We start from the raw sequence: 22,323 nt of genomic DNA on the forward strand, positions 1-22,323 counted from the left end.
GGAGCGCTACGCAGTGACGTACGGGGAGGACCGCAAACCCCAGTCGGACGAGGCGAAAGGTGTCTTCGACTCGGAGATCACGTCCGAGTTCGCCCTTCCCGACGGGCTCGCCGTGCCCAAGGCAGGCGTCGAGTCGGAGACCACCTCCGAGTTCGCCATGCCCGACGGGCTCGACGTGCCGCAGGCTCCCGTCGCGGAGCCGGAGGGGTCGGCGTTCAGCCCGCCGAGGACCTACAGCTCCAAGCACGCCCCGCCCGCGTTCACGCCGCCGAGCGGCATACCCGTGGTCAGTCTGACCAAGGACCTGCCCTGGCAGGACCGGATGCGCACGATGCTGCGGATGCCGGTGGCCGAGCGGCCGGCGCCGGAACCGGCGCACAAGACGGAGGAGGAAGAGGGCCCGGCCGTCCCTCGCGTGCTCGACCTGACGCTGCGTATCGGCGAGTTGCTGCTGGCGGGCGGCGAGGGCGCGGAGGACGTCGAGGCGGCGATGTTCGCGGTCTGCCGGTCGTACGGGCTGGACCGCTGCGAGCCGAACGTCACCTTCACGCTGCTGGCGATCTCGTACCAGCCGTCCCTGGTGGACGACCCGGTGACGGCCTCCCGGACCGTGCGCCGCCGGGGCACCGACTACACGCGTCTGGCGGCCGTGTACCAGCTGGTGGACGACCTCAGCGACCCGGAGACGGCGATCTCCCTGGAGGAGGCCTACCGGCGGCTCGCCGAGATCCGCCGGAACCGGCACCCGTATCCCGGCTGGGCGCTGACGGGGGCGAGTGGTCTGCTCGCGGGCGCTGCCTCCGTACTGGTCGGCGGTGACCTGCTCGTCTTCGTGGCGGCGGCGCTGGGCGCGATGCTCGGCGACCGGCTTGCGTGGTTGTGCGCGGGGCGCGGGCTGCCGGAGTTCTACCAGTTCACCGCGGCCGCGATGCCGCCGGCCGCGATCGGGATCGCGCTGACCCTGGCGGACGTCGACGTGAAGGCGTCCGCGGTGATCACCGGTGGGCTGTTCGCGCTGCTGCCCGGACGGGCTCTGGTCGCGGGCGTGCAGGACGGTCTGACGGGCTTCTACATCACCGCGTCCGCGCGTCTGCTGGAGGTCATGTACTTCTTCGTGGGCATCGTCGCCGGAGTGCTGGTGATGCTCTACGTCGGCGTGCAACTGGGCGCCCATCTCAACCCCGACGAGGCGCTGACCACCACCCCGCGGCCGCTGTGGCAGATCGGCGCGTCGATGCTGCTGTCGCTGGCCTTCGCGGTGCTGCTCCAGCAGGAACGATCCACCGTGCTGGCGGTGACGTTGAACGGCGGTGTCGCGTGGTCGGTGTACGGCGCGATGCACTCGGCGGGCGAGATCTCGCCGGTCGCCTCGACGGCGGTGGCGGCGGGGCTGGTGGGGCTGTTCGGGCAACTGCTGTCCCGGTACCGGTTCGCGTCCGCGCTGCCCTACACGACCGCGGCGATCGGGCCGCTGTTGCCGGGTTCCGCGTCGTACTTCGGGCTGCTGTCGATCGCGCAGAACGACATCGACGGGGGGCTGGTGTCGCTGTCGAAGGCCGCGGCGCTCGCCATGGCCATCGCCATCGGGGTCAACCTCGGCTCGGAGATCTCGCGGTTGTTCCTCCGGCTGCCGGGCGCGGAGAGCTCGGCGGGGCGCCGGGCGGCGAAGCGGACACGAGGGTTCTGAGCCGCCGGGGGCCCGCCTGCGCGCGGGGTGTGGTGCCTCAGTAACCCTCGTTGTCGTACGGGTACTGCTGGTTGTTGTTGCCCTGCTGGGTGCCGTACGGCTGCTGGTGGCCCTGGTGGTGGGGGTGCTGCTGGGCGTACGGCTGCTGCTGCGGGGGCTGGCCGTACTGCTGGCCCTGGTCGCCGTAGCCGTACTGCTGCCCGTTCTGGTCGCCGTAGCCGTACTGCTGCCCGCCCTGGTCGCCGTAGCCGTACTGCTGCCCGCCCTGGTCGCCGTTGCCGTAGTGCTGCTGGGGCTGGGGCTGGTCGGTCGGGGGGATGCGGCGGAGTTGGGTCGTCGCGTCGTCCATGACCGGGGGGTGCTGCTGGGTGGGGGCCTGGGGCGGGGTCTTGCCGGCCTTGGAGCGGGCCCGCAGGAACTCGATCAGGATCGGGATCACCGAGACGAGGACGATCGCGATCAGGATGAGCTCGATGTGCTTGTTGACGAAGTCGATCTTGCCCAGCCAGGAGCCGAGCAGGGTGACACCGGCTCCCCACAGGACCCCGCCGAGGACGTTGAAAGTCACGAACGAGCGGTAGCGCATGCCGCTGACGCCGGCGATGATCGGCGTGAACGTCCGCACGATGGGCACGAAGCGGGCCAGGACCAGGGACTTCGGGCCGTACTTCTCGAAGAACTCGTGCGCCTTGGTGACGTTCTCCTGCTTGAAGAGGCGGGAGTCCGGGCGGTTGAAGAGCGACGGGCCGACCTTCTTGCCGAACATGTAACCCGCCTGGTCGCCCAGGATCGCGGCGACGCAGATGAGGGCGATCGCGCCCCACAGCGGGAAGTTCAGCTTGCCCGAGGTGATCAGCAGGCCGGCGGTGAACAGCAGCGAGTCGCCCGGCAGGAAGAAACCGATCAGCAGTCCGGACTCGGCGAAGACGATGAGCAGGAGACCCCAGATGCTGTATGTGTCCAGCAGATAGTTGGGGTCCAGCCAGCTCGGTCCGAGCGCAAGCGTCGTCGTCACGGTTCCGGGCTCCTGAGGGGTGGAGGAAGGTACGGCGTCCTGGGTGGGGCCGCACAAAAGTATCAACGCCACGCGCCCGCCCCAGGTTCCACAAGCGGCTTCAGGATGCACTGTGCGCCGACTGCGACAAAGCTGTGAGTCATGGGCATCGAAGAATACGGCGGCGGCCAGGGACCCGAACCGGACGTCCTGGTGGTGACGACGAACGACGCACCCGGCTATCGGGTCCAGGAGGTACTGGGCGAGGTCTTCGGGCTGACCGTGCGCTCCCGGCACCTCGGAAGCCAGATCGGCGCGGGCCTGAAATCGATGGTCGGTGGTGAGTTGAAGGGGCTCACCAAGACGCTCGTGGAGACCCGTACCCAGGCCATGGTGCGGCTGGTGGAGCAGGCCCGCGCGCGGGGCGCCAACGCCGTTCTGGCGTTCCGCTTCGACGTGACGGAGGCGGCGGACGTGGGCACCGAGGTGTGCGCCTACGGGACGGCGGTGGTCCTGGCCCGGGAGTAAGTCCCCCCGGGCCAGGACATCAGGAGGTGTGTCGGGCGGCGTTCGCCCTGATCGCGTCCCTGAGGTGTTCGGCTAGCCCCGGGCGCATGGAGTCGTAGAACGCCTTGAAGCGCTCGTCGGACACGTACATGTCGGCGAGGCCCTGGTGGAGTTCGTACGAACAGTCGTAGAACCACCCGCAGATGTGCTGCCGGTGTTCCTCGGCCATGGCCACGGCCGGGTCGCCGGTCGGTGGTTCACCGGCGTCCATCAGGGCGGCGTAGCGCACGCTCCAGGCGTTGACCTCGGCCTGCATGCGCTTCCAGTCGTCCTTCGTGTAGCGGGCGGCCCGGCGCTGTGACTCGGCGTACTCGTCCGTGCCGCCCCAGCGCTGTTCCGCCTCCTCGGCGTACTGCTCGGGGTCCTTGTCGCCGAAGACCTCGAACTTCTCCTCGGGTGTCAGGTTGATGCCCATCGTGCGTGCCTCCATGGCGTGCTCCACGGCCGCGGCCATCTTCTGCAGCTTCTCGATCCGGGCGGTCAGCAGGTCGTGCTGGCGGCGCAGGTGCGCGCGCGGGTCCGCGTCCGGGTCGTCGAGCAGGGCGGCGACCTCGTCGAGCGGGAAGCCGAGCTCCCGGTAGAACAGGATCCGCTGCAGCCGGTCGAGGTCCTCGTCGCTGTAGCCGCGGTGACCCGCGTGGCTGCGCTCGCTCGGGACGAGCAGGGCGATGTCGTCGTAGTGGTGCAGCGTGCGCACCGTGACTCCGGCGAAGCCGGCGACCTGTCCGACGGAATAGCTCACTGGGTTTCTCCGAGAATGCCTTGGCCTTCAGGCCGGTCGGGTAAGCTGCACGCTGTACGTTGCGAGAACCAAGCGCGTACATCGTGTTGATCGAGAGCCAAGACAGCACATACACCTCCAAACTTTGCCGTACCAAACCGGGCTGGTTTCAACCCGGCTGGTGCTGATCGCGGAAGACCTGTTGGGTCGCTGACCCGCAGGCAGCGTGAGCCAGGAATCCCCCTGCTTCAGCTGGGGGAGGATTCAATTCGTCCGCTCCCTTCTCGGTACGCGCTCCACGCTGAGGCCTCACGTGGCGTGAGGTGCAAGCCGGAGGCCGCGGGATTCCTCCGGATGTTCTGTCGGTTTTGTCCGTTTATGGTGAGCCAGTGGCCCAGGACACCGCGCAGGCACCCCCCGCACCGTCGGCCCCGGCCCGTGCCCTGCTGCCGTTGATCCTCCCCGCTCTCGTGGTGGGCGTGGGCGCGAGTCTGCTTCTCGTCGGGGTGAGCGAGGCGGCCGAGGAGCTCCAGAAGGTGCTCTGGCAGACCGTGCCGGACGCCCTGGGGGTCGGCAGGTACTCGGTGCTGTGGATGCTGGTCATGCTCACCGCGACGGGCGTGGCGGTCGGGCTGGTGGTGTGGAAGGTGCCCGGGCACGCCGGGCCCGACCCGGCCACCACCGGCCTCGACGCACCGGTGCTGCCGCCCGTGGTGCTGCCCGGGCTGGTGCTGGCGGCCGGGCTGACGCTCGCGGGCGGACCGAGCCTTGGGCCCGAGAACCCGATCATCGCCGTGAACGTGGGACTCGCCTTCTGGCTCGGGCACCGGCTGTTCCGGCGGGCGCCCGGCGCGCTGTGGGCGGTGCTGGCGGAGGCGGCGACGATCGGGGCGCTGTTCGGCACGCCGGTGGCGGCGGCCCTGGTCATCTCCGAGGCGCTGGCCGGGAGGCACCTGCCGGGGGCGCTGTGGGACAGCGTCTTCGCGCCGCTGGTCGCCGCCGCGGCCGGGGCCCTGACGACCACTCTGGTGGCCCGTCCGTCCTTCGACCTCCATCTGCCCGCCCTCGGCCCGCCCGGCTGGGCCGACCTGCTGGCCGCCCTGGTCGTCGCGTCGCTGGCGGCCCTGCTCGGCATGACCGCCGTGTACGCCTTCCCGTACGTCCACGGGGCGTTCGCCCGGCTCGGCCATCCGATGCTGGCCCTGCCGGCCGGCGGGCTGGTGCTGGGGCTGCTGGCGGCCCTGGGCGGCCATCTGACGCTGTTCAAGGGACTGGACGAGATCGCCGAGCTGGCCCGCGATCCCGACGGCTGGTCGGCGGCACAGTTCGCGACGATGACGGTGGTGAAGCTGGCCGCGCTGCTGGTCGCCGCGTCCTGCGGCTTCCGGGGCGGGCGGATCTTCCCGGCCGTGTTCGTCGGCACCGCCTTCGGCCTCGGCGCGCACGCCCTGGTGCCGGCCGTCCAGCCGGCGCTCGGGGTCGCCGCGGGCGTCCTGGGCGTGCTCCTCGCCATCACCCGGCAGGGCTGGGTGAGCCTGTTCACGGCCGCCGTGCTGGTGGTCTCCCCCACGATCCTCGCGCTGCTCTGCGTCGCCTCGCTGCCGGCCTGGCTGCTGGTGACGGGACGGCCGCAGATGCAGCTGCGCGCGGACGGAACTCCGCTCCGCTGACCGCCGTTGACCCTCACAGGAGGCACGCTCATGCCGTTGCACGAAGGTCCCCAGAAGCCCGACGAGCGTCCCAGGTCCGTCAACCCGTTCTTCGGGGAGGCCAACCCGGTCGGTGGCATGACCGAGGCCCCGCCCACCCACCGGCTCCCGGACGCTCCGCTGCCGCCGACCACCGCCTACCAGCTCGTGCACGACGAGCTGATGCTGGACGGCAACTCGCGGCTGAACCTCGCCACCTTCGTCACCACCTGGATGGAGCCGCAGGCCGGCGTCCTGATGGGCGAGTGCCGGGACAAGAACATGATCGACAAGGACGAGTACCCGCGCACCGCCGAGCTGGAGCGGCGCTGTGTGGCCATGCTCGCCGACCTGTGGAACGCGCCCGACCCGTCGGCCTCCGTCGGCTGCTCCACGACCGGGTCGAGCGAGGCGTGCATGCTCGCCGGCATGGCGCTCAAGCGACGGTGGGCGCGGCGCAACGCCGACCGCTACCCCGCGCGGGACGTCCGCCCGAACCTCGTGATGGGCGTGAACGTCCAGGTCTGCTGGGACAAGTTCTGCAACTTCTGGGAGGTGGAGGCCCGTCTGGTCCCCATGGAGGGCGACCGCTTCCACCTGGATCCGCAGGCCGCCGCCGAGCTGTGCGACGAGAACACCATCGGGGTCGTCGGCATCCTCGGCTCCACCTTCGACGGCTCCTACGAACCGATCGCGGACCTGTGCGCCGCCCTCGACGCCCTCCAGGACCGGACCGGCCTGGACATCCCGGTGCACGTCGACGGGGCGTCCGGCGCGATGGTGGCCCCCTTCCTCGACGAGGACCTGGTGTGGGACTTCCGGCTGCCGAGGGTCGCCTCCATCAACACCTCGGGCCACAAGTACGGGCTGGTCTATCCCGGCGTCGGCTGGGCGCTGTGGCGCGACAAGGAGGCCCTCCCCGAGGAACTGGTCTTCCGGGTCAACTACCTGGGCGGCGACATGCCGACCTTCGCCCTGAACTTCTCCCGCCCGGGCGCCCAGGTGGTCGCGCAGTACTACACGTTCCTGCGGCTGGGCCGCGAGGGCTACCGCGCCGTGCAGCAGACCACCCGGGACGTGGCCCTCGGCCTCGCCGAACGGGTGGCGGCGCTCGGTGACTTCCGGCTGCTGACCCGGGGCGACGAGCTGCCGGTGTTCGCCTTCACGACCGCGCCCTACGTGCAGACGTACGATGTCTTCGACGTCTCCCGGCGGATGCGGGAGCGGGGCTGGCTGGTGCCCGCGTACACCTTCCCGCCGAACCGTGAGGACCTGTCCGTCCTGCGGGTGGTGTGCCGCAACGGCTTCTCGGCCGACCTCGCCGAACTGTTCGTGGAGGACCTGAGCCGCCTGCTGCCGGAGCTGCGCGCGCAGTCACAACCGTCCGTGCGGGACAAGGGGGCGGCGACGGGGTTCCATCACTGACGGGACCGCGGTACCGACCCGACCGGCCCGCCAGGGCCTGCCCCGCCGGGCAGGCCCCTGAGGCGAGCTACTTGCTCAACGCCCCGAACTTCCGTACCGCCAGCGGGAAGAACACCACCAGCAGCGCCACCGGCCAGAGCAGCGCCGCCCCCACGTGCCCCGACTCCGCGCCCGGTGCGCCGACCAGGTCGCGTACCGCTGTCGCCGTCTGGGACAGCGGGTTCCACTCGACCACCGAGGCCAGCCAGCCGGGCATGGAGTCGGGGACCGCGAAGGCGTTGGAGAGGAAGCCGACCGGCCAGACCAGGATCTGCACGGCCTGGACCATTTCCGGCTTGCCGGCCACCATCGCGAGGTGGATGCCGATCCACAGCATGGCGAAACGGAACAGCAGCAGCAGACCGACGGCGCCGAGGAACCCGGCCACGCCGCCGTGCGCACGCCAGCCGAGGGCGACGGCGACGCCGATCATCGCCGTCAGGCTCAGCGCGGACTGGAGCATGTCGGCGACCGAACGGCCCACCAGCACCGCGCCGTTGGCCATCGGCATGGACCGGAAGCGGTCGATGACCCCCTTGTTGAGGTCCTGGGTGACGGCGAGCATCGTGCTCTCCAGCCCGAACGCCATGGTGAGCGCGAGCATCCCGGGGACCAGGTAGTCGACGTACTCGCCCTCGACGCCCCGGCCGCCGCCGACGAGGTAGCCGAACATCAGCAGCAGCATCACGGGAAAGACCAGGCCCACCAGAACCTGCACCGGCTGCCGTGCCCAGTGGGCCAGCTCGCGCCGGGTCATGGTCCAGGAATCGGTCAGCGCGTAGGTGCTCACACGGCCTCCTTCGCTCGGTGGTCGTCGCCGGTGAGGTGCAGGAACACCTCGTCCAGCGTGGGGCGGCGCAGGGACACGTCCTCCGCCTCGATGCCGGCCTCCTCCAAGGCCCGTACGACACCGGAGAGGGCCGCCATGCGGTCGGTGACCGGGGCGCTGAGCAGCCGGCGGTCGGCGTCGACCGAGACCCCGGCGGCGGCGACCGGCAACAGGGCCACCGCCGCGCCCAGTTGACCGGCGTCCCGCAGGACGACGTCGATGCGGTCGCCCCCGGTCGTCGCCTTCAGCTCGTCCGGCGTGCCGTCGGCGACGACCCGGCCCCGGTCGACGAGCGAGACGCGGTCGGCGAGCTGGTCGGCCTCCTCCAGGTACTGAGTGGTCAGCAGGACGGTCGTACCGCCGCCGACGAGGGAGCGGACCGCGGCCCACACCTCGGCGCGGCCCCGCGGGTCGAGACCGGTCGTCGGCTCGTCCAGGAAGAGCACCTCCGGCCGGGTGATCAGGGAGGCGGCCAGGTCCAGGCGCCGACGCATGCCGCCGCTGTACGCGCTGACCGGCTTGCGGCCGGTGTCCGCGAGGCCGAAGCGCTCCAGGAGCTCGTCGGCGCGCTCGCGTGCCCGGCGGGCGCCCAGGTGGTACAGGCGGCCGAACATGTCCAGGTTCTGCCGGCCGGACAGCTCCTCGTCCACGGCGGCGTGCTGGCCGAGCAGGCCGATCCGCAGGCGTACGTCGTAGGCCCCGCGGACCACGTCGTGGCCCGCCACCTCGGCGCGGCCCTCGTCCGGGTACAACAGCGTGGTGAGGATCCGCACGGTGGTGGTCTTGCCGGCGCCGTTCGGGCCCAGCAGGCCGTGCACGGTGCCGCGGGTCACGCACAGGTCGAGGCCGTCCAGGGCCGCCTTGTCGCCGTACCGCTTGCGTAATCCCTCGGCGACGATCGCGTCGGTCATCGGGCTCCCTTCGAGTCACGCGAGCAATGTAGTAAAACTTGACTACTGACTGTCGAGGGAGGCTATGCCCCTGCAGGCTGTTAGTCAAACTTGATTAGCCGACGTCTCCCTGATGCCGCTCCCCCGTCGCGTACGGGTTCTCCTCACCGTCCGCCAGCACGGCGCTGAACGGTTGCCCCTCCCCCGCGAAGGTGTACGCGCCGCCCCGGATGCGCTCGATGAGACCCCGGGTCCACTCGGCGCCGGTGTCGGCCGAGTGGACCCAGAAATTCATGATCTCGCCGATGTGACCGAGCTGACCGGGGCCGTCCGCGGGCGTGTAGTACTCGGTGACCGACTTGCGCCACGCCTCGATGCTGCGCACCCGTTCCTCCAGCAGGCCGAGCACCTCCTCGCGGCCCAGGTCGACCATGGTGCCCAGCGCCGCGGTGAGCACGTCGGGCCGCTGGTCGTAGGCGGTGAGGTACTGGCGCACCAGCGAGAGGTACTCCTCGGTGCCGGCCTCGGTGAGCTCGTACTCCGTCCGGGGCGGCCCCCCGGCCGTGGACGGCGCGATCTCGTGCTCGTGCAGCAGCCCTTGCTTCGCCATCTGTTTCAGGGCGTGGTAGATCGAGCCGGGCTTGGCGTTGGACCACTCGTGCGCGCCCCAGTACTCCAGGTCGTTGCGCACCTGGTAGCCGTGGGCCCGCCCGTGCTGACGGACGGCGCCGAGCACGAGGAGACGGATCGCTGACATGCGGTCCAGATTAGGCCGCCGCATGGACGCACCACAGGTCAGCCCCAGGTGGTGCCCTGCTCCTTCGCCACCAGTTCGAAGGCGGTCGCCCCGTCCAGGGACTCACGGATGATGTCGGCGTGGCCGGCGTGCCGGGCCGTCTCGCGGATCAGGTGCAGGACCACCCAGCGCACGGAGACGGCCTCGTCCGGCGGGAACCAGGGCTCGTTCGGGAGCGGGAAGGTGTCGTCGAGGCTCGGGACCGCGCGGACGAACGCCTCCGTCTCGGCGGCGACCTTCTCCCAGTACGCGAGCTGCGACTCGACCGTCTCGCCCTCCGTCAGCAGGAAGTTCTCGTGCCAGTTCGACTGGTCCCGCTTGATCGCCGGCGGCTCGCCCTTGGCCCGTGCGATCCAGAACTGTTCGACCTCGGCGACATGCTTGAGCAGACCGCCCAGGGACAGCTCGCTGGCACTGGGCTTCCTGGAGGCCTGCTCGTCCGTCAGTCCGAGCAGGGCCCGGCGGATGCCGCCGCGCTGCTCGGCCAGGAAGGAGAGCAGCGCCCCGCGCTCGTCGCCCCGCGCCTCGGCTCGCACGTGAGTGACCATGATCGGCCGCCTTTCGTCACCATCGGAATGCGCCGGGGCTTTCCCCGACACCGACGAAGCTACGGGGGCTTGCGGTCAGGATCTGTCCGCAACGGGCCGCGGCAGCGGGATAAGGCAGGGACGGGTTCAGGGCGGGTTCAGGACGCGCGAACCGGCCCCAGGAAGATCAGTGATTCCCCGGTTCGCCCCGACGTCACGAACTACTGTCGCGAGCATGGCCGAACCCGATGCGCTCACCGCGACCCGCGAGGCTTACGACGACGCCGCCTCCACGTATGCGGAGCTGTTCCGCGACTCGCTGCGCGACAGCCCCCTGGACCGCGCGATGCTGGGTGTCTTCGCCGAGGCCGTACGGGCGAGTGGGGACGGGCCGGTCGCGGACCTGGGGTGCGGTCCTGGCCATGTCACCGCTCATCTGGAGGAGCTGGGGCTGTCGGCGTTCGGCGTCGACGCCTCGCCCGCGATGATCGAGTTGGCTCGGCAGGCCTGTCCGGGCCTGCGGTTCGAGGTGGGCTCGATGGCCGCGCTGGACATCGCGGACGGCGCGCTGGGCGGCGTACTCTCACGTTGGTCCGTCATCCACACCCCGCCGCCGGAACTCCCCGGAATCCTGGCGGAGTTCCACCGCGTGCTGGCACCCGGCGGCCACCTGCTGATCGGCTTCTCGGCCACCGACGATCCGTCTCAGCCGACGCAGGTCTTCGATCACGCCGTCGCGCCGGCCTACCGGTGGTGGCCCGATCATCTCGCCGCGACGCTGCGCACGTCCGGGTTGGCCGAGGTGGCCCGCATGGTCCGGGAACCTCAGCCAACCGACCGACGCCAGTTCCGGGAGATCCACCTGCTCGCCCGCAGATCCGAGTCGTGAGCAGGGCTCACCGCCCGCCCCCTCTACAGAAGGTCTAGAAGGGGAACCCGCTCCGCCCGTGCTGTACCGAGATCCACTTCACCGTGGTGAAGGCGTCCGCCGTCGTGTCGCCGTTCAGGCGGCCGATGCCGGAGTGCTTCTCGCCGCCGAAGGGGACGACGGGCTCGTCGTGGACCGTGCCGTCGTTCACGTGGAACATGCCGGTGTCGATCTGCTGGGCGAACGCGACGCCCCGCTCGATGTCACCGGTGTGGACGGCCCCGCTCAGGCCGTACGGGGTGTCGTTGACGAGGCGGACGGCCTCGTCCGCGCCGTCGAAGGGGATGAGGAAGACGACCGGCCCGAAGACCTCCTGCTGAAGCAGGGCGGAGCCGGCCGGGACGTCGGTGATGACCGAGGGCTCCACCAGGTTGTTCGTCTTCGTGCCGTGCACCAGCGCCGTGGCGCCCTCGGCGACCGCCTGCTCGACGACCCCGGAAACGGCGTCCGCCTGCGAGGAGTTGATCAGCGGGCCGATGACGGTCTCGGGGTCGCGGGGGTCACCGGACTTGAGGGTCCTGACCTTGGCGACGAACTTCTCGGTGAACTCGTCCGCGATCGAACGGTCCACGAGGACCCGGTTGGCGGCCATGCAGACCTGCCCCTGGTGGACGAACCGGCTGAAGACCGCGGCGTCGACCGCGTAGTCGACGTCGGCGTCGTCGAGGACCACCAGCGCGCTGTTGCCGCCCAGTTCGAGGATCGAGCGCTTGAAGTTCGCGGCGCAGACGGTGGCGACATGACGGCCGACCGTGTCGGACCCGGTGAAGGAGATGACCTTCGGGACGGGGTGCTCGATGAAGGCGTCACCGATCTCGGCGATGTCCGTGATGACGACGTTGAGCAGGCCGCCGGGGAGCCCGGCGTCCTCGAAGATCTTCGCGACCAGGGAACCACCGACGATCGGGGTGTTCTGGTGCGGCTTGAGGACGACGCCGTTGCCGAGCGCGAGCGCCGGGGCCACCGACTTGATCGACAGCAGGAACGGGAAGTTGAAGGGGCTGATCACGCCGACGACGCCGACCGGCAGGCGGTAGAGCCGGTTCTCCTTGCCGTCGACCGGCGACGGGAGGATCCGGCCCTCGGGGCGCAGCGCCAGGTGGATCGACTCGCGCAGGAACTCCTTGGCGAGGTGCAGCTCGAAGGCGGCTTTCAGCCGGGTGCCGCCGAGTTCGGCGACGATCATCTCGCTGATCTCCTGCTCGCGCTCCTCGATCAGGCTCAGCGCCTTCTCGAAGACCCCGCGACGTGCGTACGGGTTGGTCGCGGCCCATTCCTTCTGGGCGCGGGCGGCCGCCCGGTACGCCTCGTCGACCTCGTCGACCGTGGCTATGGTGATCGACGCCAGCTTCTCGTCGTCGTACGGGTTGAAGTCGATGATGTCCCAGGAACCTGTTCCCGGGCGCCACTCACCGTCGATGTACTGCTGAGCCAGGTCGGTGAAGTAGGACGACATGTGATCCCCAAGTCGCTAGCAGACAACGATCAACGCCACGGTCTGATCACACGTCATCGTACGTGTGTGCCTGGCGAGTTGGGGACGGAGTGCAACCTTCTGGGGATAACCCTAGGAAAGCTGGAGGAGGCCCCGGAGAAGGTCCCGGCTCTGGTCCGTTCCGGGACTGTCCTGCTGGAGTTCCTTCAGCGCCTTCTCGTACTGGGCCACGTCCTCGTGTTTGTCCAGGTAGAGCGCGCTGGTGAGCTGCTCCAGGTAGACGACGTCCGAGAGGTCGGACTCCGGGAAGGACAGGATGGTGAACGCGCCGCTCTCACCGGAGTGGCCGCCGAAGCCGAACGGCATGATCTGCAGCCGGACGTTGGGGCGTTCGGAGATCTCGATCAGGTGCTGGAACTGGCCGCGCATCACCTCGCGGTCGCCGTAGGGGCGGCGCAGGGCGGCCTCGTCGAGGACGACGTGGAACTCGGGGGCGCCGTCGTCCAGGAGGTACTTCTGCCGCTCCAGGCGCAGCGCCACGCGCCGCTCGACGTCCTCCGTGCTCGCGCCCTTCATGCCGCGCCGCACGACCGCGCGGGCGTACGCCTCGGTCTGCACCAGGCCGTGCACGAACTGCACCTCGTACGCGCGGATCAGGGACGCCGCGCCCTCCAGGCCGACATAGGTGGGGAACCAGCTCGGCAGGACGTCGGAGTAGCTGTGCCACCAGCCCGCGACGTTGGCCTCCTTGGCGAGGGAGAGCAGCGAGGCGCGCTCCGCCTCGTCCGTGATGCCGTACAGCGTCAGCAGGTCCTCGACGTCGCGTGTCTTGAAGCTCACCCGGCCCAGTTCCATCCGACTGATCTTGGACTCGGAGGCGCGGATGGAATATCCCGCCGCCTCGCGCGTGATGCCGCGTGCCTCACGCAGCCGCCTGAGTTGCGAGCCGAGCAGCATCCGCCGCACCACCGATCCGGGCTCTCCCGCGCTCACGTTCGCCAGCCTCCCCAACCGTCTTCAGGTGCCGCAGTCTGCCACTAAAACACTCCGAGCAGTACTCGTCCGATTACAGAGAAGGGAAGAACCCGAAGTTTCCGCATGGACGTGGGGCAGGTTCTGGGAGGAGAACGGACAGGAGAGAGGGAGAAGATGGCGGAAAAAATGGCCAACAAGCGGCACAGGAGAGCCCAATTCGGTCACGTGCACGTGCATCTGCACCTTGCATCTGCACCGCGCATCCGAAACCATGGTCGTGCGCCACCGCTGCATCGCAACGACCGCGAATTCCCGGGAGTGCCTCGCATGGGAACGAATGGATCGACCATGCTCAAGCCATTACGGCAGGGCCTTCCGCCGCTGGATCCCGCGGCCGTGTCCGACGCCGCCTCCTGCGCCCTGCCCGCCCGCTACGAAGCGGTGCGCGAGGCGCGGCGGTTCACCCGCGGAACACTGCACCAGTGGGACCTCGACGAGCGCTTCGACGACGTGTGCCTGGTCGTCTCCGAATTGGTCACCAACGCCCTGCGGCACGCGCTGCCGGCCAACGTCCCGCGCGCCCAGCAGTGCCCGCCCGTGCGGCTGCACCTGATGCGCTGGACCGAGCGGCTGGTGTGCGCGGTGCGTGACCCCAGCCAGGAGAGCCCGGTCGCGCGCGACACCGACGACTTCTCGTCGGAGTCCGGCCGCGGCCTGTTCCTCGTCGACTCCTTCAGTGACAGCTGGGGCTGGCACCCGCTCGCGAGCACGGTGGGCGGCAAGGTCGTGTGGGCCCTGTTCCGGCTGCCCACCGCCGAATGAACCCTGGCGGCACATCCTGACGTGCGAGTTCTACGCGCGTTACGGTCCGTCAGCCGCCGCTCGCCCTCGGTCGCGGCGACGCGGGGCGCAGGTCAGCCCGCTATCAGGTGGTCGAACTCGCCGTCCTTGATGCCCAGCAGCATCGCCTCGATCTCGGCGCGGGTGTAGACCAGCGCCGGACCGTCGGGAAAGCGTGAGTTGCGGACGGCCACATCCCCGCCGGGAAGGCGGGCGAACTCCACGCAGGACCCCTGCGAGTTGCTGTGCCGGCTCTTCTGCCAGGCCACCCGCAGATGGGCGGCGGCCATACCGTTGTACACGCCGGACGCGTCGGCAACGTCGTACACGTCGTGGTCCACAGGTCGCTCCCCGGTGGTGCACTGGCTGGTGAGGCCATTGATGCAGGTGGTCAATTGACCCGGATCATAACCTTGTTCATGTGCAGACGCATGAACGGATGCATCTGCAGATGCACGTGCACGCGGGGTGTCCCCGTGGTTACAGCTTCGGCGGTCGTCCCGTCGGCCCGTTTCGCCGACGCCACGCACGCCCGGGCCTGCCTCGGAAGAGTCCCCCTCCTGGAAGAGACGTACGTTTCGGCGTTCGTGTTCCACCCTCGGGGGAGATCGTCCGGAATGGACCACCTTTCGGACGACGGTTGGCGGCGCGAGGGACAGAGGCAGCCTGAAGGTCCGGGTGCGGGGCTCCGGGGCCGGAGGTGCCCTGGTAGCTTGCTGCGGTCCTCCCGGCCAGCCGGGCCGACTACAGCTTGGGAGCCTCCAGTGACCTGGTCGACTTGGGACACACACCGGTGGACGCGGGTCGCGGCCACGGCCGCCGCCCTGGTGGGCGCACTCGCGCTGACCGCGTGCAGCGGCGACAGCGGATCCGAGGACGAGCCCTCCACCGGCTCCGGCACGTCCGCCTCCGCCTCGGCGAGCGCCGACACCGGCGGCGGCGACGGCGGGTCCGCGGGCAGTTCAGGCGGGCTTCAGGGCAGCTGGCTCGCCACCACCGGCGGCAAGGCCGTGGCGCTGGTGATCACCGGTGACCAGGCCGCGCTGTTCACCACCGGCGGCTCCGTGTGCAGCGGCACCGCGAAGAAGGCGTCGAGCGCCCGGACCATCCGTCTCACCTGCACGGACGGCGACAAGGACCGAGCCTCGGGCGTGGTCGACGCGGTGACCGGCGAGTCACTGAAGGTGACCTGGAAGAGCGGCCTCGGTACGGAGGAGTACACCCGGTCGGAGGGCGGAACGCTGCCGACCGGGCTGCCGACGGCGAGCCTGGGGTCCTGAGCCGGCGCGGGGGCGCCGACCGCGGCGCCCACCTGGGTACGTGGCGCCCCCTTCGTACGTGACGTTCCCCTCGTACGGGATGATCCTCGCGTACCGCCGTCTCGCCCCCAGAGGACCCCACATGCGCGTCATTCCCCTCGCCGTCACCGCCCTCACCGCGGCCCTCCTGCTGACCGCCTGCGACAGCGGCGGGAGCGACGACACCGGCAGCACCTCCGGCAAGGCCGGGGGCGCCTGCGAGGTCGGTCAGCTGGGCGTGGAGGTCGGTCCGGCGAACGCCGCACCGGCCGCCGGGGACACGGGCAACATCCCGGTCTCCCTCACCAACCAGAGCGCGCCGTGCGCCCTGAACGGCTCCCCCGGGGTCACCCTGAAGGCCGGCGACACCGTCACGACCGTCCCCGCCGCGAGCGGCGCCAAGCCCGAGAAGCTGACCCTCGCCAAGGGCGAGAGCGTGACCTTCACGCTCACCTACGTGCGGGGTGGCGCGGACGGCGCGAAGAGCCTCGCCGCCAAGAACCTGGAGGTCAGCCTGCCCGGGGACGCCGACACCACCAAGAGCTTCCGGTGGTCGTACGGCGCGGTCGCGCTGAAGGGCGGCGGCAAGGCGCCGGACGCCTCGGTGGGGCCGTTCACTCGTGCGGGTGACTGAGCCGGGGGGTGGTCCCGGCGATCGCGTGGGTGTCAGCGCAGCGGCCGCCGGGATCTGACCTGGGCGCGGTCGGCGGCCTGGGCGCCCTCCGTCCAGCCCGCCTCGTCGCTCACGCCGCGCAGTCGGGTCGTGCTGGTCCGCGGGAACATGCGGTCGAGGCGGTCGGTGACCGCGACCTCGCGGGAGGCGAGGACCGGGAGCAGGTCCTCGCTCACCGGGGTGGCGGCGGCCTCGCGCAGGCGGATGCCGACGCGGTGGGCGTAGGCGGCGAGGAACGACTGCCGGAAGGTCTTGGTGCGCTTGCGGCCACCCGCGCGCTGGGCCGCCTCCGCCTTCGTCATCGCGGTCTGGGCCTGCACCAGCAGTGAGGTGTGGAGGAGTTCGACCGCCTCCAGATCCGATTCGAAGCCGACGACGGTGGAGAAGCCGAAGGGCTCGTTCCACACGGCCCGGCAGTGGTTGGCGGCGGCGACCGCGTCCAGCAGCACCGCCTTCGCCTGCTCGTACGGCGGCTCGACCCCGATCCGGCAGGCGCCGGGCGCGTCCGCAGCGCGGGTTTGGTCGCGGTCCGCGAGGAGCGCCTCGTCGACACTGTGCCGGGCCATCAACTGCTGCGCCCTCTCGCTGAGCGCCTCGGCCTCCGCCGGGAAGTCGGTCGCCTCCGCCTTGGCGAGGAGCCCGCGGATGCGCGTGAGCATGCGGGACTCGATGCCGTGCCCGGAACCCTGGCCCGACCCTGAGCCCCGTCGCGGCTCTTCGAGGGGTTCCAGCGCGGGCAGCCGCAGGAGCAGGCGGTACAGCTCCAGTACTGCGGTGGCGTGCGCGAAGCGGTCCGGGCGGGGCGCGGTGGCGCCGGCGCCCGGGGACCCGTGGAGCTGAGCGAGTTGAGCGAGTTGGGCGGTCCAGCGTCGGCCGCGGGGGCGGTCGTTGGGGGACTGCGTGTGGATCAGCCCGGCCGCCAGGCGTACATGGACGTCGTCCAGTTCGCGGCCCACGATCCGTACGACATCCGCGGGCTGCCAGCCGCGCCGCCAGGCGGAGGCCACGAACTCCTCGCCGCGCCGGACCAGTTCGGCGTCCGCCGCGGGGTCGGCCGCGAGCAGGGAGGCGCCGGTGTCGAGCGCGTTGTCGGAGTCGGCGTACAGGGCGACGCGGAAGGCGCGTTCGACGGTGCCGGCCGGGGCGGCGGAGTCGTCGGCCCCGCGGTCCGCGTTGTTCGTGCTGCTCACTCGGCGATCGTCTCATCCCACTCGATCCAGGTGTCAACCCGAGGTTGACAGGGCAGGGGTGTCAACTTACGGTTGACACATGACGACGAACCCGAACACCACGTCATCCGTACGCCTCGACGACCTCATCTCGGCCATCAAGAAGGTCCACGCCGAGCCGCTCGAACAGCTCCAGGACGCGGTGATCGCCGCCGATCACCTCGGGGAGGTGGCCGACCATCTGATCGGGCACTTCGTGGACCAGGCCCGGCGCTCGGGTGCCTCCTGGACGGACATCGGCAAGAGCATGGGCGTCACCCGGCAGGCCGCGCAGAAGCGGTTCGTACCTAAGGAGTCGGCCGACCTCGACCCCAGCGCGGGCTTCGCCCGGTACACCCCGCGCGCCCGCAACGTGGTGATGTCCGCCCACAACGAGGCCATCGCCGCGCGCAACACCGAGGGCCGCCCCGAACACCTGGTCCTCGGCCTGCTGGCCGAACCGGAGGGCCTGGCGGCCAAGGCGATCACCGCACAGGGCGTCCTCCTGGACGCCGTACGCCAGGCCGCCGGCGCCGCGCTGCCGCCCGCCGCCGACGAGGTGCCGGAACTCGTCCCGTACGGCTCCGACGCCAAGAAGGTCCTGGAGCTCACCTTCCGCGAGGCACTGCGGCTCGGGCACAACTACGTCGGCACCGAGCACATCCTGCTCGCGCTGCTGGAGTTCGAGAACGGCGAGGGTGTCCTGTCGGGCCTCGGCGTCACCAAGCCGGCGACGGAGGACAACGTCACCGCGGCACTCGAGAAGATCAAGGTCAACTTCGAGGAGCAGGGCGAACAGTCGAGCGGCGAGCAGGGCGAGGAACAGGGCGGCGAGCAGAGCGAGGAGCAGAGGGGCGAGTAGGGCGAGGGACAGGGCTGAGGCCCGTTGTCAGACCCCCCTGCCACACTCGCACCATGACCGACCGATGGGCTCTCGCTCCGGCCGAGGACGGTGGCGTGGAGTTCGCCCCCCTCGGTCCCGGTGGGGTGCTCGCCGGGCCGGTGCGGCGGGCGGCGGACGCCGCCGAGGCCGTACGCGGCCTGCCGGAGGTCACTCGCTGGGTGTGGCGGTCGACGGCCGAGACGTATCCGCGCCTGCTCGCCACGGGGGTGCGAGTGGAGCGGTGCTACGACGTGGAGGACGCGGAGCTGCTCCTCCTCGGTCACGAGGGTCGCTACGGCGAACCCCGGTCGGCGGCCGCCGCCCTGGCCCGGCTGCGCGGCGGCCCCGTCCCGCCCGATCCTCCGCAGCGGTCCGCGGAACCGGGTTCGCAGTCGCCGCTGTTCGAGCCCCAGGCCGCGCACGTGCCGCTCACCGACCTCGTCGAGGTGTACGCCGACCAACAGCGGCGGCACGACACCACCGCGCACCCTGACCGTATGCGGCTGCTGACCGCGGCCGAGTCCGCGGGCATGCTCGTGGCGGCCGAGATGAACCGGTCCGGGTTGCCCTGGAGCGCCGACGTGCACCGCGCGGTGCTGCACGAACTGCTCGGCGAGCGGTACCCCGGCGGTGGTGAACCCCGCCGCCTGGCCGAGCTCGCCGACGAGGTGTCCGCCGCCTTCGGCCGCCGGGTCCGCCCCGACCTGCCGGCCGATGTCGTCAAGGCGTTCGCACGTGCCGGGATCAAGATCAAGTCGACTCGGCGCTGGGAGATCGAGTCGATCGAGCATCCCGCCGTGAAACCGCTGATCGAGTACAAGAAGCTGTACCGCATCTGGGTCGCCCACGGCTGGTCCTGGCTCCAGGACTGGGTGCGGGAGGGCCGGTTCCGGCCCGAGTTCCTGGCCGGCGGGACGGTCACGGGCCGCTGGGTGACCAACGGCGGTGGTGCCCTGCAGATCCCCAAGGTGATCCGGCGGGCCGTGATCGCCGACCCGGGCTGGCGGCTCGTCGTCGCCGACGCCGACCAGATGGAGCCGCGGGTACTGGCCGCCATCTCCCGCGACCCGGGGCTGATGGAGGTCGCCGGCCGCGAGAGCGACCTCTACCAGTCCGTGTCCGACCGCGCCTTCTCCGGCGACCGCGCCCAGGCCAAGCTCGCCGTGCTCGGCGCGGTCTACGGCCAGACCTCCGGCGACGGCCTCAAGAACCTCGCCGCGCTCAGACGCCGCTTCCCGCGCGCGGTGGCCTACGTCGACGACGCGGCCCGGGCCGGCGAGGAAGGGCGGCTGGTGCGTACCTGGCTGGGGCGGACCTGCCCGCCGGTGGCCGGGGCGACCGAGGACTCGGCGGAGGAGGCGGGCATCCCCCTCGCCGAGGAGGACTCCGAGGACCGTCAGTGGGTGCCGGGGTACGCCTCTACCAACGCCCGCGCCCGCGGCCGGTTCGCGCGCAACTTCGTCGTCCAGGGCAGCGCCGCCGACTGGGCCCTGCTGCTGCTCGCCGCGCTGCGCCGCACCTGCGCGGACATGGCGGCGGAGCTGGTCTTCTTCCAGCACGACGAGGTCATCGTGCACTGCCCCGAGGAGGAGACGGAGACGATCGTGGCGGCGATCCGGGAGGCCGCGGACCTCGCGGGACGCCTGACGTTCGGCGAGACCCCCGTTCGGTTTCCGTTCAGCACGGCGGTGGTGGAGTGCTATGCGGACGCGAAGTGACCTCGTGTGCCTGGGCGTTCCTCCCCGCGGCGGAAAGTTGCCCACCTGGTGGCCGCCCTCGCCGAGTCCTCAGCGAGTTCGTGGGCGCTTGTCCCCGTCCTCAGCGTGTACCTGGGTGCTTCTCCCCGTCCTCGGCGAGTTCGCGGGCGAAGTCGCGGACCAGGTCGTGGGGGGTGTAGCGGCGGTACGCCGTCTCCTCCAGGAGGGCCACGTCGACGAGGCGGTCGAGGGCTGCCTCGGCGCGCTGCTCGTCGGTGCCGAGGAGACGGGCGAGGAGCGGGGTGCCATAGGCGGGGAGGTCGAGGGCGCCGATGCGGGACAGGGCGAACGCCGCGTCCCGGTCGGCCCGCCGGTCGGAGGCAGCGAGCGCGTCGTGGGCGACGGCCAGGGAGCGGCGGACGCTCAGGTCGTCGTACTCCAGATGATGCAACCGCCCTTCGGTGGCGGTGAGTTGACCGGCGAGCGCGTCGGGGGTGAGGGCGCGGCGCGCGGCCAGGCGGGCGGCGACGATACGCAGGGCCAGGGGAAGACGGCCGGTGAGTTCGACGAGGGGGTGGGGAGCGTGCAGGGCGTTGCGTCCGGAGGCCGCTCGTAGGAGGGCCGCGCTGTCCTCCGCGCTCAGCGGGGTGAGCGGGAAGCGGTGGACGCCGCCGTCGAGGGCGGTGAGCGGCGAACGGCTGGTGACGATCACCCCGCACCCGGAACCCGCGGGCAGCAGCGGCCGTACCTGTGCGGCGCTCGCGGCGCCGTCCAGCACCATCAACGTGCGGGTCGGCGCGAGCAGCGAACGCAGCAACGCGGCGGCCGCGTCCGGGTGTTCGGGGACGGCTCGGGGTTCCGTGCCGAGGTCGCGGAGCAGGGTGGCTAAGGCCTGGACCGGCGTGCGGGGGGCCATGCCGGGGGTGGCGCCGTGCAGATTGACGTAGAGCTGGCCGTCGGGGAAACGTTCCCGCAGCTCATGGGCGACGTGCAGGGCGAGGGCGGTCTTGCCGACGCCCGCCATACCGCTGATCACGGCGACGGCCCCGGTGGGGGTACCGGGGGCGGTGGAGCGGGCGCCGGGGGCGAGGGTGCGGCGTATGTCGTCGAGTTCGGTGGCGCGGCCGGTGAAATGGGCGGGTGGAGGGGGGAGTTGAGCGGGGCGGGGCCGAGGCTGGGGTTGGGGGTGGGGCTCGAGTTGGGGCTGGGGGTGGTCTTCGCGCGTAGCGTTGGTTCGGGAAACGGGGTGCGGGGGTTCGCGGTTCTCGTCCGCGTCAGCCAGGTCGCCGGAAGCACCGGCACCACCTGCGACACCCGCGCCCACGCGGCCCGTGTCACCCGCATCGGCAAGCGTCACCGCGCCCCGGAGGATCTCGACGTGCGCTTCCCGTACCGACGGGCCCGGTTCGACGCCGAGTTCCTCGATGAGGCGGGTGCGCAGGTCGCGGTGGACGGCGAGTGCTTCGGCCTGGCGGCCGACGCGGTGCAGGGCGAGCATCAGCTGGCGGTGATAGGCCTCCCGCAGCGGATGTTCGACGGTCAGTGCCGACAACTCCGGCACCAGCGCGCCGACTCGTGTGCCGCCGCGGGCGAGTTCGGCGTCGTAGCGCCACTCCAGGAGCAGCAGCCGCGCCTCCCGCAGGCGCTGCGCGAAGGCGTACCCGCCCAGCTCTGCGGGCAGTCCGCTCAGCGGCTCGTCCCGCCACAGTGCGAGTGCCGCCGCGCACTCGCGCACGACCCGCTCCCAGTTCCGGGCGGCATGCGCGCTACGGGCGGCGGCGACGCGGCGTTCGAAGACATGGACGTCCAGCTCCCCCTGCTCCACGCTCAGCAGATAGCCGGGCGGCACCGCGCGCAGCCGTCCCGGATCGTCGAGCAGTCGGCGCAGCCGGGTGACGTGGTTGTGCAGCGAGGCCTGTGCCGACGCGGGTGGGGCGTCACCCCACAGCGCGTCCTTGAGTGACTGGACGGAGACGACGCGGCCGGCTTCGAGCAGCAGCGCGGCGAGCAGGACCCGCGTTTTGGGGCTCCGGATCGCCCGGACGTCGGTATCGGGGGCACTGTTTTCACCAACGCCACCGTTGTCGCCGACACCGCCCTGGCCGTCGTACAGGACAGGTTGACCCAGCAGTCCGAACCGCAGTCCGAACCGCAGCCCGCACGCCTTCACGCCCCCACTGCCTTCCCGCACGCCGCGTCCACTTGCGTTCCCGGCGGAGCCCC

General features: G+C 71.0%; 21 protein-coding genes. 10 read left to right on the forward strand and 11 right to left on the reverse strand.

Features of this window, described 5'->3' with window-relative positions:
• Positions 1–13 precede the first annotated feature (13 nt).
• On the forward strand, positions 14–1,687 hold the full coding sequence (locus ABZ027_RS07840) for a threonine/serine exporter family protein (RefSeq protein WP_356765767.1): 1,674 nt from the start codon (positions 14–16) through the stop codon (positions 1,685–1,687).
• Between the two features lie 37 nt (positions 1,688–1,724).
• On the opposite strand, the gene ABZ027_RS07845 is transcribed toward ABZ027_RS07840, so the two are convergent.
• Positions 1,725–2,702: a VTT domain-containing protein gene (locus tag ABZ027_RS07845; protein WP_356765491.1), complete on the reverse strand. Its 978-nt coding sequence runs from the start codon at positions 2,700–2,702 to the stop codon at positions 1,725–1,727.
• A 141-nt stretch (positions 2,703–2,843) separates the two neighbouring features.
• Between ABZ027_RS07845 and ABZ027_RS07850 the strand changes: the two genes are divergently transcribed.
• Positions 2,844–3,209: a YbjQ family protein gene (locus ABZ027_RS07850; RefSeq protein ID WP_356765493.1), complete on the forward strand. Its 366-nt coding sequence runs from the start codon at positions 2,844–2,846 to the stop codon at positions 3,207–3,209.
• Between the two features lie 19 nt (positions 3,210–3,228).
• On the opposite strand, the gene ABZ027_RS07855 is transcribed toward ABZ027_RS07850, so the two are convergent.
• Positions 3,229–3,990: a MerR family transcriptional regulator gene (locus ABZ027_RS07855; protein ID WP_356765495.1), complete on the reverse strand. Its 762-nt coding sequence runs from the start codon at positions 3,988–3,990 to the stop codon at positions 3,229–3,231.
• 368 nt (positions 3,991–4,358) lie between these two features.
• On the opposite strand from ABZ027_RS07855, the gene ABZ027_RS07860 reads away from it, so the two are divergent.
• Together ABZ027_RS07860 and ABZ027_RS07865 are read left to right on the forward strand one after the other, a co-directional pair.
• Positions 4,359–5,639, forward strand: coding sequence for an ion channel protein (locus ABZ027_RS07860; RefSeq protein ID WP_356765497.1), 1,281 nt, complete (start codon positions 4,359–4,361; stop codon positions 5,637–5,639).
• A 30-nt stretch (positions 5,640–5,669) separates the two neighbouring features.
• Positions 5,670–7,082 (forward strand): glutamate decarboxylase, encoded by a 1,413-nt coding sequence (locus ABZ027_RS07865; RefSeq protein WP_356765499.1) that lies wholly within the window; start codon positions 5,670–5,672, stop codon positions 7,080–7,082.
• 67 nt (positions 7,083–7,149) lie between these two features.
• Here the strand turns inward: ABZ027_RS07865 and ABZ027_RS07870 are convergent, their stop codons facing one another.
• The 4 genes from ABZ027_RS07870 to ABZ027_RS07885 all read right to left on the reverse strand — a co-directional run bounded on the left by ABZ027_RS07870 (position 7,150) and on the right by ABZ027_RS07885 (position 10,184).
• On the reverse strand, positions 7,150–7,911 hold the full coding sequence (locus tag ABZ027_RS07870; RefSeq protein ID WP_356765500.1) for an ABC transporter permease: 762 nt from the start codon (positions 7,909–7,911) through the stop codon (positions 7,150–7,152).
• Entirely contained in the window at positions 7,908–8,861 is a 954-nt protein-coding gene (locus ABZ027_RS07875; protein WP_356765502.1) for an ATP-binding cassette domain-containing protein, read from the reverse strand. The genes ABZ027_RS07870 and ABZ027_RS07875 overlap by 4 nt, the downstream gene beginning before the upstream one ends.
• Before the next feature lie 94 nt (positions 8,862–8,955).
• Positions 8,956–9,597, reverse strand: a complete 642-nt coding sequence (locus tag ABZ027_RS07880; protein WP_356765504.1) for a PadR family transcriptional regulator — start codon at positions 9,595–9,597, stop codon at positions 8,956–8,958.
• Between the two features lie 38 nt (positions 9,598–9,635).
• Positions 9,636–10,184 (reverse strand): DinB family protein, encoded by a 549-nt coding sequence (locus ABZ027_RS07885; protein WP_356765506.1) that lies wholly within the window; start codon positions 10,182–10,184, stop codon positions 9,636–9,638.
• A gap of 214 nt (positions 10,185–10,398) precedes the next feature.
• On the opposite strand from ABZ027_RS07885, the gene ABZ027_RS07890 reads away from it, so the two are divergent.
• The gene (locus ABZ027_RS07890) at positions 10,399–11,052 is read left to right on the forward strand and encodes a class I SAM-dependent methyltransferase (protein WP_356765508.1); all 654 of its coding nucleotides are present in this window, start codon (positions 10,399–10,401) and stop codon (positions 11,050–11,052) included.
• Between the two features lie 34 nt (positions 11,053–11,086).
• Here the strand turns inward: ABZ027_RS07890 and ABZ027_RS07895 are convergent, their stop codons facing one another.
• Positions 11,087–12,547, reverse strand: coding sequence for an aldehyde dehydrogenase family protein (locus ABZ027_RS07895; RefSeq protein ID WP_356765510.1), 1,461 nt, complete (start codon positions 12,545–12,547; stop codon positions 11,087–11,089).
• Positions 12,548–12,658: 111 nt separating this feature from the next.
• Positions 12,659–13,483 carry a helix-turn-helix transcriptional regulator gene (locus ABZ027_RS07900; protein WP_356765769.1) on the reverse strand — a complete coding sequence of 275 codons (825 nt, stop codon included), beginning with the start codon at positions 13,481–13,483 and terminating at the stop codon, positions 12,659–12,661.
• A gap of 345 nt (positions 13,484–13,828) precedes the next feature.
• On the opposite strand from ABZ027_RS07900, the gene ABZ027_RS07905 reads away from it, so the two are divergent.
• Positions 13,829–14,323, forward strand: a complete 495-nt coding sequence (locus ABZ027_RS07905; protein WP_356765512.1) for an ATP-binding protein — start codon at positions 13,829–13,831, stop codon at positions 14,321–14,323.
• A 92-nt stretch (positions 14,324–14,415) separates the two neighbouring features.
• On the opposite strand, the gene ABZ027_RS07910 is transcribed toward ABZ027_RS07905, so the two are convergent.
• Positions 14,416–14,682 carry a DUF397 domain-containing protein gene (locus tag ABZ027_RS07910; protein ID WP_356765514.1) on the reverse strand — a complete coding sequence of 89 codons (267 nt, stop codon included), beginning with the start codon at positions 14,680–14,682 and terminating at the stop codon, positions 14,416–14,418.
• Positions 14,683–15,105: 423 nt separating this feature from the next.
• Between ABZ027_RS07910 and ABZ027_RS07915 the strand changes: the two genes are divergently transcribed.
• Entirely contained in the window at positions 15,106–15,621 is a 516-nt protein-coding gene (locus ABZ027_RS07915; RefSeq protein ID WP_356765516.1) for a hypothetical protein, read from the forward strand.
• 121 nt (positions 15,622–15,742) lie between these two features.
• The gene (locus ABZ027_RS07920) at positions 15,743–16,273 is read left to right on the forward strand and encodes a DUF4232 domain-containing protein (protein ID WP_356765518.1); all 531 of its coding nucleotides are present in this window, start codon (positions 15,743–15,745) and stop codon (positions 16,271–16,273) included.
• A gap of 32 nt (positions 16,274–16,305) precedes the next feature.
• Here the strand turns inward: ABZ027_RS07920 and ABZ027_RS07925 are convergent, their stop codons facing one another.
• Positions 16,306–17,502 (reverse strand): DUF2786 domain-containing protein, encoded by a 1,197-nt coding sequence (locus ABZ027_RS07925; protein WP_356765520.1) that lies wholly within the window; start codon positions 17,500–17,502, stop codon positions 16,306–16,308.
• Between the two features lie 79 nt (positions 17,503–17,581).
• Between ABZ027_RS07925 and ABZ027_RS07930 the strand changes: the two genes are divergently transcribed.
• Together ABZ027_RS07930 and ABZ027_RS07935 are read left to right on the forward strand one after the other, a co-directional pair.
• Entirely contained in the window at positions 17,582–18,382 is an 801-nt protein-coding gene (locus ABZ027_RS07930) for a Clp protease N-terminal domain-containing protein (protein WP_356765522.1), read from the forward strand.
• 53 nt (positions 18,383–18,435) lie between these two features.
• Positions 18,436–20,121 (forward strand): bifunctional 3'-5' exonuclease/DNA polymerase, encoded by a 1,686-nt coding sequence (locus tag ABZ027_RS07935; protein WP_356765524.1) that lies wholly within the window; start codon positions 18,436–18,438, stop codon positions 20,119–20,121.
• Between the two features lie 100 nt (positions 20,122–20,221).
• Here the strand turns inward: ABZ027_RS07935 and ABZ027_RS07940 are convergent, their stop codons facing one another.
• Positions 20,222–22,255, reverse strand: coding sequence for a BTAD domain-containing putative transcriptional regulator (locus tag ABZ027_RS07940; RefSeq protein WP_356765771.1), 2,034 nt, complete (start codon positions 22,253–22,255; stop codon positions 20,222–20,224).
• Positions 22,256–22,323: the final 68 nt, after the last annotated feature.

Source organism: Streptomyces sp. NPDC006332 (assembly GCF_040612855.1).
Taxonomy (GTDB): Bacteria; Actinomycetota; Actinomycetes; order Streptomycetales; family Streptomycetaceae; genus Streptomyces.

Coding starts and splice junctions, on each gene's coding strand:
- ABZ027_RS07850 (WP_356765493.1), top strand. CDS start 2,844: ATGGGCATCGAAGAATACGGCGGCGGCCAGGGACCCGAACCGGACGTC.
- ABZ027_RS07865 (WP_356765499.1), top strand. CDS start 5,670: ATGCCGTTGCACGAAGGTCCCCAGAAGCCCGACGAGCGTCCCAGGTCC.
- ABZ027_RS07875 (WP_356765502.1), bottom strand. CDS start 8,861: ATGACCGACGCGATCGTCGCCGAGGGATTACGCAAGCGGTACGGCGAC.
- ABZ027_RS07880 (WP_356765504.1), bottom strand. CDS start 9,597: ATGTCAGCGATCCGTCTCCTCGTGCTCGGCGCCGTCCGTCAGCACGGG.
- ABZ027_RS07885 (WP_356765506.1), bottom strand. CDS start 10,184: ATGGTCACTCACGTGCGAGCCGAGGCGCGGGGCGACGAGCGCGGGGCG.
- ABZ027_RS07890 (WP_356765508.1), top strand. CDS start 10,399: ATGGCCGAACCCGATGCGCTCACCGCGACCCGCGAGGCTTACGACGAC.
- ABZ027_RS07895 (WP_356765510.1), bottom strand. CDS start 12,547: ATGTCGTCCTACTTCACCGACCTGGCTCAGCAGTACATCGACGGTGAG.
- ABZ027_RS07900 (WP_356765769.1), bottom strand. CDS start 13,483: ATGCTGCTCGGCTCGCAACTCAGGCGGCTGCGTGAGGCACGCGGCATC.
- ABZ027_RS07905 (WP_356765512.1), top strand. CDS start 13,829: ATGGGAACGAATGGATCGACCATGCTCAAGCCATTACGGCAGGGCCTT.
- ABZ027_RS07920 (WP_356765518.1), top strand. CDS start 15,743: ATGCGCGTCATTCCCCTCGCCGTCACCGCCCTCACCGCGGCCCTCCTG.
- ABZ027_RS07930 (WP_356765522.1), top strand. CDS start 17,582: ATGACGACGAACCCGAACACCACGTCATCCGTACGCCTCGACGACCTC.
- ABZ027_RS07935 (WP_356765524.1), top strand. CDS start 18,436: ATGACCGACCGATGGGCTCTCGCTCCGGCCGAGGACGGTGGCGTGGAG.